The organism is Microbulbifer sp. CAU 1566 (assembly GCF_023156515.1).
Taxonomy (GTDB): Bacteria; Pseudomonadota; Gammaproteobacteria; order Pseudomonadales; family Cellvibrionaceae; genus Microbulbifer.
In genome coordinates this window covers 1-12,911 of the sequence record NZ_JALNMG010000005.1, presented here as the reverse complement: position 1 = coordinate 12,911, position 12,911 = coordinate 1, and the positions used below count along the sequence as shown (strand labels likewise).

9 protein-coding genes and 1 pseudogene are annotated in these 12,911 nt (G+C 54.0%); 8 read left to right on the top strand and 2 right to left on the bottom strand.

Features of this window, described 5'->3' with window-relative positions; all coding sequences use genetic code 11:
• Nucleotides 1-54: 54 nt before the first annotated feature.
• From M0G74_RS12980 to M0G74_RS12960, 5 genes and pseudogenes are all read left to right on the top strand, one after another.
• Entirely contained in the window at nucleotides 55-1,356 is a 1,302-nt protein-coding gene (locus tag M0G74_RS12980; protein ID WP_248217709.1) for an efflux RND transporter periplasmic adaptor subunit, read from the top strand.
• A gap of 39 nt (nucleotides 1,357-1,395) precedes the next feature.
• Complete coding sequence (locus tag M0G74_RS12975) at nucleotides 1,396-4,554, top strand: multidrug efflux RND transporter permease subunit (RefSeq protein ID WP_248217707.1); 3,159 nt, start codon at nucleotides 1,396-1,398, stop codon at nucleotides 4,552-4,554.
• A gap of 128 nt (nucleotides 4,555-4,682) precedes the next feature.
• The gene (locus M0G74_RS12970; RefSeq protein ID WP_160154187.1) at nucleotides 4,683-5,294 is read left to right on the top strand and encodes a CoA pyrophosphatase; all 612 of its coding nucleotides are present in this window, start codon (nucleotides 4,683-4,685) and stop codon (nucleotides 5,292-5,294) included.
• 63 nt (nucleotides 5,295-5,357) lie between these two features.
• Nucleotides 5,358-7,167, top strand: a pseudogene (locus M0G74_RS12965) (ABC transporter ATP-binding protein/permease).
• Nucleotides 7,168-7,433: 266 nt separating this feature from the next.
• On the top strand, nucleotides 7,434-9,179 hold the full coding sequence (locus M0G74_RS12960; protein WP_248217705.1) for a Zn-dependent hydrolase: 1,746 nt from the start codon (nucleotides 7,434-7,436) through the stop codon (nucleotides 9,177-9,179).
• A gap of 76 nt (nucleotides 9,180-9,255) precedes the next feature.
• On the opposite strand, the gene M0G74_RS12955 is transcribed toward M0G74_RS12960, so the two are convergent.
• A complete protein-coding gene (locus tag M0G74_RS12955; protein ID WP_248217703.1) occupies nucleotides 9,256-9,786 on the bottom strand; it encodes a tyrosine-type recombinase/integrase in 531 nt (176 codons plus the stop codon).
• Entirely contained in the window at nucleotides 9,753-10,241 is a 489-nt protein-coding gene (locus M0G74_RS12950) for a site-specific integrase (protein WP_248217696.1), read from the bottom strand. The genes M0G74_RS12955 and M0G74_RS12950 overlap by 34 nt, the downstream gene beginning before the upstream one ends.
• A 793-nt stretch (nucleotides 10,242-11,034) precedes the next feature.
• Here M0G74_RS12950 and M0G74_RS12945 point away from each other — a divergent pair.
• From M0G74_RS12945 to M0G74_RS12935, 3 genes are all read left to right on the top strand, one after another.
• Nucleotides 11,035-11,301 carry a hypothetical protein gene (locus tag M0G74_RS12945; protein WP_248217694.1) on the top strand — a complete coding sequence of 89 codons (267 nt, stop codon included), beginning with the start codon at nucleotides 11,035-11,037 and terminating at the stop codon, nucleotides 11,299-11,301.
• Nucleotides 11,302-11,360: 59 nt separating this feature from the next.
• A complete protein-coding gene (locus tag M0G74_RS12940) occupies nucleotides 11,361-11,870 on the top strand; it encodes a hypothetical protein (protein WP_248217691.1) in 510 nt (169 codons plus the stop codon).
• 127 nt (nucleotides 11,871-11,997) lie between these two features.
• Nucleotides 11,998-12,681, top strand: coding sequence for an ankyrin repeat domain-containing protein (locus tag M0G74_RS12935; protein ID WP_248217689.1), 684 nt, complete (start codon nucleotides 11,998-12,000; stop codon nucleotides 12,679-12,681).
• Nucleotides 12,682-12,911: the final 230 nt, after the last annotated feature.

The following is a 12,911-nucleotide window of genomic DNA, read 5'->3' as shown; positions in this document are numbered from 1 at the left end:
TGCCTTCTATAGTGTTAGAGAGAATTTTTAGCTGTTGGCGATGGTTGGTTTTCCATGGCGCGTTTTGTTGTTTTCTTCTTGCTTACCCTGGTGGTGCTCGGTTGCTCGAAAAAAGAGGAACAGCCGGCACCCAAGGCGCCACCGGTGGAAGTCCTGGCAGTGCGTGCGCACCAGGTTGTGCCCCGCTATGAATATGTGGGGCGGGTGGAAGCAACCGACGAATACCGAGTACGCCCGCGGGTAGAGGGTTACATAGAGAGCCGAAATTTTGTCGAGGGGCAGATGGTGCAGCAGGGCGAATTGCTCTATGTCATCGACCCCAGGCCGTTCGTGGCCGCGCTGGAGAATCAGCGCGCGAACCTGTCCCAAGCGCGTTCAGCACTCGCTATCGCGGAACGCAATTTCCACCGGGGTCAAGAGCTGGTGCGCACCGGCGCCATCAGCAAGGTGCAGATGGATGAACTCACCGGCAACTACGAGTCTGCGCAATCTCAGATGGAGGCGATGCAGGCGAATGTGGAAACGGCCGAACTCAATCTGGGATTCACCGAAATCCGCGCGCCCTTGATGGGCATCATTGGCCGCAGCCAGTTTACCGACGGCTCATTGGTAGGTCCCAATTCGGAGCCGCTGACGACCATCGTGCGCATGGATCCGATCCTGGTCAATTTCGAGGTGCCTGAACACCGGCTATTTGTAGTGCAGGAAGAGGCGGAGCGGCGCCGTCAGCAGGGGATTGCTCAAGAACGTCGGGATGTGCGGATTAAACAGCCCAATGGTGAGATGTACCCGTATCCGGGATTGCTGATATTTGTGGATAACCAGATCGATCCCAACACCGGCTCTGCGCTGGTGCGTGCGCGCTTCCCCAACCCCGAGCAACTGTTGATTCAGGGGCAATTCGTGCGGGTGGAAATCAGTGTGTTTTCTGGCAAGGAAGGGATCAAGCCTTTGATTCCCCAGGCAGCGGTACAGGAGGATATGCAGGGGCGCTTTGTTTACGTGGTCGATGACCAGGACATCGCGCACAAGCGCTATCTGGAGTTGGGCCAGCGGGAAGGGGAGTTGTGGGCAGTAACCGAGGGGCTCAAGGCCGGTGAACGACTCATCGTAAACGGCCTGCAACGGGTGAATGCTGGAAAACCGGTTACCCCGCAAAATACCCAATTAAATCCGTACAAGGGATTAAAAACGGTAGAGCCGCCCAGTACCGCAAGCCCGGTAATGCCATTACGCGAAGGCGAAGTAACGGAACAGGAGCGCAGAAAATCCGGTGCTTCTGACACGGATGTGCAGCGGGATCGGGAAGATCCGACACGGGAAAGGGAGCCGGATGCGTATTTTGACGGCAAGTAGTTCTCGGCATATCGCACCGTTGTTTCGGATGGCCTGATAATGATCAGTGCCACGTTTATCCGTCGCCCGCGTTTCGCGCTGGTCATCTCGATCCTGATCAGTCTCGCCGGGATTTTATGCCTGCCACTTTTGCCTATCGCGCAGTTTCCGGATATCAGTCCGCCCACGGTGCAAGTAAGTGCCTCCTTTCCGGGGGCCAGTGCCGAAGTAATGCGGGACAGTGTGGCCATCCCCATCGAATCGCAGATCAATGGTGTGGAGGGGATGCAGTATATGTCCTCTACCAGTAGCAGCGATGGCACTTACAGCCTGACAGTGACCTTCGAGAGCGGCTATGACGGAGATGTCGCCCAGGTAAATGTGCAAAATCGCGTGCAGCAGGCGACGCCGAGCCTACCGGAAGAGGTGACTCGCAGCGGTGTAACCGTAGAAAAAAGATCCAATACCATTCTTCTGGTGGTGAACCTGCTATCGCCAGAGGGCAAGTTCGATAACCTGTTCCTGGCCAACTATGGCGAAATCTTTATTCGCGATGAGCTGGCGCGAGTGGACGGTGTCAGTGACGTGCAGATCCTGGGTGCCCAGGATTACTCCATGCGGCTGTGGCTGAATCCGGACAAGATGGCAGCGCTGGATGTGACGGCGAGCGATGTGATTGCTGCGGTGCGTGCGCAAAACCTGCAGGTGGCTGCGGGCAGTATTGGTGCGCCGCCAATCCAGAAAGAACAGCAGTTCCAGTACACCATCATTGCGCGCGGGCGTTTGGAAAGCGCGGAAGAATTTTCCAAGATCAGCATTCGTTCGAATGCCGATGGCGCCATTGTGCGCTTGAGTGATATCGCTCGAATCGAACTCGGTAGCCTGAGCTACAGCGCGTTCGGTGAGCTGGACAACAAGCCCTCGGCTGTAATCGCGGTGTACCAGCTGCCGGATGCCAATGCGCTGAGCGTTGCGCAGGCCATCGAGGCAAAGATGGATATTCTCTCCCAGCGTTTCCCTGTGGGGCTGAAATCGGAAATTCTTTACGACACCACCGATTTCGTGATTGCCTCAATCAAGGAGGTGGTGGAGACGCTGGTGATCGCCCTGTTGCTGGTGATCGTCGTGGTGTTTGTGTTTCTACAAGATTGGCGTGCAACGCTGATTCCCGCGGTGGCGATACCGGTGTCGCTAATCGGCACCTTTGCGGTGATGTATGCGGCGGGTATGACGATCAATACCGTTACCCTATTCGCATTGATTCTTGCCATTGGTGTTGTGGTGGATGATGCCATTATCGTGGTGGAGAACACCCAGCGATTACTGGGCGAAGGGCTGACGCCGAAAGAGGCGGCAATGCAGTCCATGCGCGAGGTGACGGGCCCGGTAGTTGCCACCACCGCGGTATTGTTTGCGGTTTTTGTGCCGGTCATGCTAATGCCTGGTCTGACAGGGCAGATGTATCAGCAATTTGCCCTTACCATTTCCATTTCTGTATTTATTTCGAGTGTCAACGCCCTGACTCTGAGTCCGGCACTCAGCGCATTGCTGTTGCGCCCCACCGAAGGCGAGGGGGAGCACGGGGAGAAATTGACGGGAGTGTTCGGGTTCTTTAACCGTTTCCTGCGCAGTGCGACAAAAATGTATGTGGGCATCGTGCGTTTCTGTGTTCTGCGACCGATCATCGGGCTGGCGACGATCGTGGGTGTGGGTGTGCTGTGTGCCTGGCTGTTTAGCGCGGTGCCGACAGGATTTATCCCGGATGAGGACCAGGGCTTTTTCATGATGAACGTGCAGCTGCCTGACGGGGCGTCGCTGCAGCGAACGGTCAATGTCGTGCAGGGGTTGAGTGACAACATCGGTAAACTGGATGGTGTGGCACACGTGATGGCGGTACCGGGTTTCAGCCTGTTGTCCAACAGTGTGACTTCCAATACCGCATTTATGATCGTGATCCTTAAGTCGTGGGATGAGCGCACGTCGCCGGAATTGAACCAGTTTGCGATTCTCGGCAAAGTGCAGCAGATGGGGGCCGGGGTTCCCGAGGCCCAGGTTCAGGCGTTTCCGGTGCCGGCGCTACCGGGTCTTGGCACTATCGGTGGTTTTGAGTTTGTGCTGCAGGACCTGCAAGGACGGGATGTCCAGGAGCTTGCAGCCGTGCTCTATGCGCTTCTCGGTGAGGCGAACCAGCGCCCGGAAATTGGCCGTGCTTTCACCACCTATCAGGCGGCCACGCCCCAGCTGCAATTAGAGGTAGACAAAGACAAGGCGCACATACTGGGGCTGCAGCTATCCGATGTGTACCTGACACTGCAGACCTACCTCGGCGGTTTCTACGTTAACGACTTTAACCGTTTCGGCAAAATGTTTCGGGTGATGGCGCAGGCCGATGCGCCATTTCGTGATGATGAGCAGGACCTAAACGGCTTCTTCGTGCGCGCCAACAGCGGTGGGCTGGTACCGGTCAGCTCGGTAACCGAGGTGTTGCCGATCGTCGGGCCGCAGACGGTGAATCGCTACAACATGTACAACAGTATCAGCGTCAACGGTGTGCCCGCGCCTGGCCACTCCAGCGGTGAGGCCATGGGGGCGATGGAGGCTCTGGGGGCGCAGCTGCCCCAGGGCTACAGCTATGAGTGGACCGGTTCCAGCCTGGAGGAGATTAGCGCGGGCAACCTGGCGCCGATTCTGTTCTCCCTCGCCGTGTTGTTCGCCTACCTGTTTCTCGTGGCCCAGTACGAGAGCTGGTCCATTCCCATCGCGGTACTGCTCGCGATCCCCATTGCCATTGCCGGCGGTTTACTGGCGTGCTGGCTGGTGGGGCACGACAGCAACCTCTATACCCAGATTGGCCTGGTGCTACTAATCGCCATGTCCGCGAAGACGGCGATTCTTATGGTGGAATTTGCCATGTTGCAGCGGGATCAGGGGAAATCAGTAGAAGAGGCTGCGCTGGAGGCTACACGCCTGCGGTTTCGCGCTGTGCTGATGACGGCGATGTCATTCATCTTGGGGATCTTTCCACTGGTCATCGCTTCAGGCGCTGGCGCAGCCAGCCGCGTATCTCTTGGGCTGGCAGTGTTTGGTGGCATGGTTGCTGCAAGTATCTTTTCAACTTTCCTCGTCCCTATTTACTACGGCCTGGTACAAGGCGTGCGGGAGAAGCTGAAAGGCGGGCACCAGCCCAAGGATGTCGGTGCGGACGACGTAATGACTTAAGCAGCAACTCGGTCAGAGGCTTATGCCATGACGTTCAATGCGCTTGGTCCGGTTAATCACTGTACTGGTCAATTCATTCCGCAGCGGTATAGTGTTAGAAAGAGTGGCAGCGGTATTAGAAGCACACAATGCTGGATATTATTGAACGCAAGTTTTCTGCAGTGAACGACGAGCTGCGGGTGCGGGTGCCAAAAGGCCCGAACCTGCACGGCCACGCTGCCGTATTGCTGGCACTGACCGATGAGCCCGACCCACAGGTCATCCTGACCTTGCGCTCCCAACAGTTATCCAGCCACTCCGGCGAAGTATCCCTGCCCGGTGGTCGCTGGGACGATACCGATCCTTCCCTCGAATACACCGCACTGCGGGAGACTCACGAGGAAATAGGCCTGCCTGCGGATCAGGTAAGGGTTCTTGGCCCCTTGTGGACGCGCAGTACCCGCTGGCAGGTAGAAGTAACCCCCTGGCTTGGCATAGTGCCTGCCGATGCGACACTTACCCCAAATCCCGGCGAGCTGGACGCCATCTTCCGTGTACCCCTTTCATGGTTTTTTGATGATCCACGGATTCGCACTGACCGTATCACCATCGACCAGCGGCGTATCTACCTGCCGGCCTACGAGTACCAGGGCTACGAAATCTGGGGCTTTACGGCCGGTGTGTTGACGGAATTCCTGGTGCGGGTGCTGGACGTTCCCATCGGGCGCCGGGATGACGTTCCGGTCAGGGCGCTGAGCTAAGTTGCCGCCCAATCAGGAGTCGATGGTCGGTTATACTGCGCGCCTGTTTTGCCGAGATTGACCATGCCCAGACCCAAGTCCGCCGTCGCTCTGGAAGATGTCCACTGGAGCGCCCTCAAAACCCTGTTTCCCTATCTACTGGAATTCAAGCGCCCGGTGCTGCTGGCATTACTGTGCCTCATTGGCGCCAAGGCGGCCAGTGTGGGGCTGCCGTTCCTGCTTAAACATATTGTCGATGACCTGGATCGGGCCGGCGGTGCGGCTGCTGCCATTGCACTGCCGCTCGGTCTACTGCTGGCCTACGGCTTTGTGCGCTTTTCCTCGGTGCTGTTTGGCGAACTGCGAGACACCATTTTCGGTCGCGTCACCGAGCGCGGCCCAGCGCCGGGTAGGGTTGGAAGTCTTCCAGCACCTGCACCGCCTGGACCTGGACTATCACCTTAACCGCCGCACCGGCGGCCTGTCGCGGGATATTGAACGGGGTAATTCCGGCATCGGGTTTCTGATGCGCTTTATGGTGTTCAACATAGTGCCCACCCTGGTGGAAATCCTGATGGTGGTGGGCTTGTTGTGGTGGAATTACAGCGCCAGTTTTGCCCTGCTAGTGCTGGGGGCGGTGGCGGCCTATATCGGTTTTTCCGTAGTCGCCACCGAGTGGCGCACCCGCTTTGTGCGGGAGCTGAACCAGGCGGAATCCCAAAGCAGCAGCCGCGCGGTCGATAGCCTGCTGAATTACGAAACCGTCAAATATTTCGGCAACGAGCGGCATGAAGCCAGTCACTACGACAGGGAGCTGGCGGTATGGGAGCAGGCCCGGCGCAAGAGCCGCCTGTCGCTGTTCGGGCTGAACGCGGGCCAGGCCCTGATTATCGCGGCCGCCATGTGCGGTGCCATGGTGATGGCGGCGGTCAATGTCACCAGAGGCACTATGACCATTGGTGACTTTGTGCTGATCAACGCCATCATGATGCAGATCTTCATTCCGCTGAATTTCCTGGGTTTTGTTTATCGGGAAATGAAGGGTGCACTGGCCAATATCGAAAAAATGTTTTCGATTCTCGACGTCAAACCGAAGATCGAGGACCGTGAAAATGCAGCCGAGCTTGCGGTCGAGCGCGGTGCCATCGAGTTTCGCGACGTGCATTTCGGCTACGGCCCGGATCGGGAAATCCTGAAAGGCGTCAGCTTTACCGTGGCGCCGCGGCAGAAGGTGGCCATCGTAGGTGCCAGTGGGGCGGGCAAGTCTACCCTGTTCAAGCTGCTGTTTCGCTTTTACGACGTCGACACTGGCAGCATCGTGGTGGATGGCCAGGATATCCGTGAAGTGAGCCAGGACTCCTTGCGCAGCACCATCGGGGTAGTGCCGCAAGATACGGTGTTGTTCAACCAATCGATCCTGGAAAATGTGCGCTACGGCCGTGTCGGCGCCAGTGATGACGAGGTTATGGAAGCCATCCGTCACGCCCAGCTGGATGACTTTATTGCCCAGTTGCCGGAAGGCGCGGATACCATGGTTGGTGAGCGCGGCCTGAAACTTTCTGGCGGCGAGAAGCAGCGGGTAGCCATTGCCCGGGCCCTGCTAAAGCACCCGCCGATCATGGTGTTTGACGAGGCCACGTCCAGCCTGGATAGCCACTCGGAGCAGGGGATACTGCGGGCGTTGCAGGAAATTTCCCGGGAGCAGACCACCCTGGTGATCGCTCACCGATTATCCACCGTGGTGGATGCAGATCTGATCCTGGTAATGGATCAGGGCAGAATTGTGGAGCAGGGGGACCACCGTGCGCTGGTTTCAGCCGATGGTCACTATGCGGCACTGTGGCGTATGCAGCAGCGGGAGCGGTCCCTGGATTCCGAAACCGCTGCGCCCTAGGGCTTCCCGATAAGAGATTTCGGCAAGTAGGCATTCATCCCGCTAGCCATGTGTGCTATTGCCGTCTTTTCCACACGCGTGGCGTGAATTGTTTTTTCCTGCGCAGTTGGCGCCACGTAATTTCCTTTCCTTGCCCATAATTGCAGTCGAATATGCGGCCCACCGGGCTCTGCGCCGGGGACAGCTGGACATCTTTTGGGACCACATTTAATGTGGCTCCCAAGCCCCCGGGCGTTACTCCAATAAAACAACAGGCAGGAACCTGAATGAAAGCTGCAATCTTTGCCGCCTCCGCACTGGCACTCGCGGTTATGGCTGGCTGCTCCAGTGACGATAAAACCGCCAACAAAATGACCACCGAAACCGAGTCCGCGGCACCCGCGGAATCCTCCGCCCAAGCCGTAAAACCGGAAGCTGCGCAGCCGGCGACTGGACCTCAGGCGGGAGGCATCGCGCAAGGGGTGGATCCGTCCCGGTTCAATATTTATGCACCGGTGGAGCTGAATGCGGATCTCTCTTCCCTGTCTGACAAGCAACGCCAGATGATTGGCCTGCTGATCGACGCCAGCAAAATCATGGATCAACTGTTCTGGCAGCAATCTTACGGCCCGGCGCAGGAATTGCTGAGCGGCATCGACGACAGCGCTGCGCGTAAATTCGCCGACATCAATTATGGTCCCTGGGATCGCCTGAACGACAACAAACCGTTTATCGAGGGCTACAGCGACAAACCCCTGGGGGCTGAGTTCTACCCGGAAGATATGACCAAGAAAGAGTTTGAGGCCTGGCAGCAACCGGGTAAGGAAGGTCAGTACTCTCTGGTGCGCCGCGATAGCGATGGCAAACTGAAACTGGTGTCTTATTCCGAAGCCTACAAAACTGAGCTGGAAAAGGCTGCCGCACTGCTGCGCGAGGCATCCGAGCTGGCCGAGGATGCCGAATTCGCCAACTACCTGAAGTTGCGCGCCGATGCGCTGGTCAGCGATCAGTTCCGCGACAGTGACATGGCCTGGATGGACATGAAGAACAATCGCATCGACGTGGTGATCGGCCCCATCGAAAACTATGAAGATCAGCTCTTCGCCTACCGTACCGCCTACGAGTCCTATGTACTGCTGAAAGACATGGCCTGGAGTGAAAAACTGGCCAAGTTCGCCGCCTTCCTGCCGGAGCTACAGCGCGGCCTACCGGTGGATGACAAGTACAAAGCGGAGACTCCTGGAACCGATTCCGACCTGAATGCCTACGACGTGCTCTACTACGCGGGGCATAGCAACGCGGGCTCCAAGACCATCGCCATCAACTTGCCAAACGACGAAGAAGTTCAGCTGAAAAAAGGCACCCGTCGCCTACAGCTGAAAAATGCCATGCGCGCCAAGTTTGACCAGATCATGCTGCCGATTAGCGGTGTGTTGATCGCGGAAGACCAGCGCAAGCACATTACCTTCGACGCTTTCTTCGCCAATACCATGTTCCACGAAGTGGCCCACGGCCTTGGCATCAAGAAAACCGTCACCGACGGCAGCAATGTGCGCCAGGCACTGAAAGAAACCTCTTCCGCGCTGGAAGAAGGCAAGGCAGACATTCTTGGCCTCTACATGATCACCAAACTGCACGAGAAAGGTGAGCTGGAAGAGGGGGAGCTGATGGACAACTACGTCACCTTCCTCGCCGGCATATTCCGCAGCGTACGCTTTGGTGCCGCCAGCGCCCACGGCAAGGCCAACATGATGCGCTTTAACTTCTTTAAAAATGAAGGCGCCTTCACCCGTGATGAAGCAACCGGTCAGTACAGTGTCGACTTCGAGAAAATGCAGGCGGCCATGACCAAGCTGTCCAATCTGATCCTGACCGTGCAGGGCGACGGTAACTATGCCAAAGCCAAGGAGTTGCTGGACGGTATGGGCGTAATCAGCTCTGAGCTGCAGGCCGACCTGGATCGCCTGGCGGAGGCGAACATCCCTGTGGATGTGACCTTCATTCAGGGAAAGGAAGTACTGGGAATCAAGTAACCCGCAAAAAAAGGCCCGCGATCGCGGGCCTTTTTTTTCTCCTCTATATAATTACCCGCCCACGAAGAACTGTTCACTACTTATTGGAGCGGTCGAGAGGACTGATCACATTATCTTTGTGCTTGCCCACCACGTGGGTATAAATCATGGTGGTATTCACATCACTGTGGCCTAACAGCTCTTGAATATTCCGAATACTGGTTCCCGCCATAAGTAGATTGGTTGCAAATGAATGGCGGAACGTATGACAGCTGGCCAGTTTGGGAATACCTGCTTGCCTGATTGCTCTGCGCACCGCGCGACGTATCTGTTGTTCGCGCATGTGGTGCCGGCGTACCACCCGGGTAATCGGGCACAACGCCCGATCTGGTGCCGGAAATAAAAATAGCCACTCAGTACCGGGCTCCCGGTTAGTGACTGATTGTCTTCCCGGGACATAGATAGCACCGAAACCCTCCTCAAGGTCACGGCGATGTAGCGCGATGGCCAGATCCACTTGAGACTTTAACGAACCAATTAACGACTCAGGTAACAGGGTATTACGCCACTTATCCCCTTTGGATTCACGGACAATCAACGATCGCCGCTCAAAATCCAGGTCGCGCACTCGAAGTCGCGCGCCTCCATAACGCGCAACCCGGAGCCATACATCAAGGATGCCGCGAGCAACGTCGGGCCGGTCATCAATGACAAGACCTTTGTCGCCTCCGCATGGCTGAATACCTCAGGTAACCTCCGCCCTTTTAAGGCACGCTGAAACTGAAGTGTATCCATATCCAGCTGCAAAAACTGCCGGTAGAGGAATACCACAGCGTTCAACGCCACTTTCTGAGTACTCACCGACACCGAACGATCGCAGACCAGATGCGATAGCCATTGGTCGATGTGCCTTGTCGTCAAGTCTTCGGGCCTTTGCATACCGTGATACCGGATAAAGTCCCGAATCCATCGGCAGTAGCTATCTTCCGTCCGATAAGCCAGTCTTTTGGCGCGCATAAATGCTCGCAAGCGATCCATAAAGCGCACCGGCGGGTTTGGAATAGGGCGAGGCAAGTCTTCCATCAGCACTTCCTTTGCTGGTTATCTATACAGTATTTTGCACAGTTCTTGAGTTTTGCCAATTACAAGTGATTACACTGCCCCATAACTAGTGGATTGATTGTGAACTTTTAATTTATCCTTATTTTTCAAAAGGTTAGGTGGTGTCCGAAATATTGGGATAGTGGGCAGGTCGATCAATTACTCCTGGGGTGTGATTAGGAGGAATCGTCGGAAATCTTGACGCTTCAAGGGCTCCGGGGCATTCTTGCGTCAAAGAATTCAAAAGATATGAGGCAGAGGGGAATCGCGCACTTCGCCTACTAATTAACTGTTATGTGCAAGAAACAGTTTCGGAGTGAAGTGAAAAATTTAATAAGGTTCTACATTGCCGAAAACTCACTATTGATAGGGTTTGCTGTAGTAGCAGTTGTAGTTTCTCTGCTTGTATATTCTGGAATACCCGCGTCGAAAACCTCATACACATGGGCTGTCGCAATAGAAAATTTCTATGTAGGATCTGACCTTGGTAATCGTTCGATGTTGAGGGTTAAGTTAAACGATGGAAGATTGGCCGACGTAAATGTATCTTCTGCGGGGCAAGTGAAAGTAGGTGAACAAATCTGCCTGTCAAAGAATAAAACTAAGTTGGGCGCAGAGACTCTTCGCATTGTCCCTCCAGGGAAATGCACATAACAATGCGCAGCAAAGGGACGGCTTACTTTATGCACGTTTTGCGCAGTCGCTTCGCTCCTATTTTCGCGCAAAACGCGCATAAAGTAAGCCGCCCCTGTGCGCGGCGTTAGAAGTTGAAGTTATGACCGGTGAGTACGAAATAGTAGAGTGCTTTGAGATTACAGGTCGGGGAGTGGCTGTGATCCTCGACGATATCTCAGATCGTCCTGTCGGTAAGCCTCTCGGGGTTAAGGTTCTTAAACCTGATGGTGATTATGTCGAAACGGTGGCCTTTAAAGAGTGGCTTCTCAGGCGAATGCCAACTCCTATCGAAAAAGGAGCATATATTTTAATGGGGCTACATAAAGAGGATATTCCATCGGGTTCAAGACTAAGGTTCGTACAGTAATTCAATCTAAATAAGTTTTATAAGCTTTAGGAGGTTCAGTGCGGAGTTACTTTTTCGCTTTGATGATGATTTCTTCAGTATGTTTCGCTGGGGAAAAAAGCAAAATTGCTATGGAATCTGGAAAGGTCGCATCGGATTGTGCTAGTTATAATAAACTCAGAGCTTCGGAGCGTATTCTTGAAACTTCCATAAATAAGCTTGTTTCAAGTGAGTACCTGGAATGTTCTCTCACGCGTGGGGTCGAACAAACGTCTAACGTAGATAATTTTATTGAATTAATAATGAATAGTGTACGCATTCGTCAATTTCCTTTGTCTTTAGGGCCGCAAATCAACCGGAAGACATTGCTTAAGGATAAATTTGATTATAACGGAAAGTTTTCCCTTGAGTATGAAAACGGCCAGCATCATATTCGTATTTCTTACAAGGGGAAAATTTCGGAAGGTCGCCACCTATTTTGGGTTACAGATGAAATCTTAGACGCAGCGTATCGAGCTTATTATCCAGCAGTTGTGGTGAGTTCTCATAATGGTTTTGTTGTAGAGCCCTACTACGGAGGAGGCTTCTAACAATGCGCTGCAGACCGACGGCCAACTTTGTGCACTTTATGCGCAGTCGCTGCGCTCCCATTATCGCGCATAAAGCGCCCAAAATTGTCCGCGGCTGAGCGCGGCGTTAGGCACCTAGGAGAGAAAATTGGCAATTTTTATAGAAACTGTTTCTCTTGATGAATTAAAAGAGCGATTTTCTCTATTCCTATATAAGATTTTTGCACCAAAGATATTCAAAGCATTGATGAGAGGCGACGACGAGAAAGTTCTTTCTCTTGCCACAGAAAAGACCTTAAAAAATGCTAGAGGCCCGTTCGGCCAAACGGTACTGGTTTTTTGTATACAATCAAAGAAGTCTGAACTCGCATGTGCATTAATACAAAAGGGTGGCTCATTTCAAGGAGATGGATCTTTAATTAATGCTGCTATGGCTGGTGATCAAGCAGTCATTGACATGCTTCTTAACAATGGCATGGATCCAAATGATACTTCTGGTAACTCTGAGTACCATCAAGGTCATACCGCGTTAATGTGGGCAACAAATAGGCACTATTTCGGAATTATGCAGTCATTGCTAAAAGCTGGCGTAGATGTAAATGCAATCTCTTCAGATAATACAACCGCGGCAATGTACACCAGCGATGCTAATGATAAAGACTTACAAGCATTAAAAATCCTTTTAGAGTATCGCCCAAATGTAACTATCAAAGATTGGAGAGGTAGAGATCTACTACAAGAAGCCCTCGATAGGAAAAACTGTAGTGGTAAGCCTGAAATGTACGAACTTCTAATAAGTAACTACCCAAATCTGAGGGGCGTAAATGCCTAACAAACAGCGGCAGAGCGACAGCCAACTCTACGCGCCTTTTGTGTTACTCGCTGGCGCTCAAACATTAACACAAAAGGTGCTCCACATTGGCTGCGCCTGCGCTGGGCGTTAGTGTTTTTTACAGCGGTGGCATTTTGAGCTTTGGCTTTCGGAAAGTCTGGTGCAACAAACGGTGGTACCGGCACCTGGTGTAGCCAGATTTGGCAACGTGAAATCGTGGCTCCACTATT

Excerpts from the sequence above, each read along its gene's own strand:
- M0G74_RS12950 (WP_248217696.1), bottom strand. The coding sequence starts at position 10,241 with ATGGAAGACTTGCCTCGCCCTATTCCAAACCCGCCGGTGCGCTTTATG.
- M0G74_RS12945 (WP_248217694.1), top strand. The coding sequence starts at position 11,035 with ATGACCGGTGAGTACGAAATAGTAGAGTGCTTTGAGATTACAGGTCGG.
- M0G74_RS12960 (WP_248217705.1), top strand. The coding sequence starts at position 7,434 with ATGAAAGCTGCAATCTTTGCCGCCTCCGCACTGGCACTCGCGGTTATG.
- M0G74_RS12970 (WP_160154187.1), top strand. The coding sequence starts at position 4,683 with ATGCTGGATATTATTGAACGCAAGTTTTCTGCAGTGAACGACGAGCTG.
- M0G74_RS12975 (WP_248217707.1), top strand. The coding sequence starts at position 1,396 with ATGATCAGTGCCACGTTTATCCGTCGCCCGCGTTTCGCGCTGGTCATC.
- M0G74_RS12980 (WP_248217709.1), top strand. The coding sequence starts at position 55 with ATGGCGCGTTTTGTTGTTTTCTTCTTGCTTACCCTGGTGGTGCTCGGT.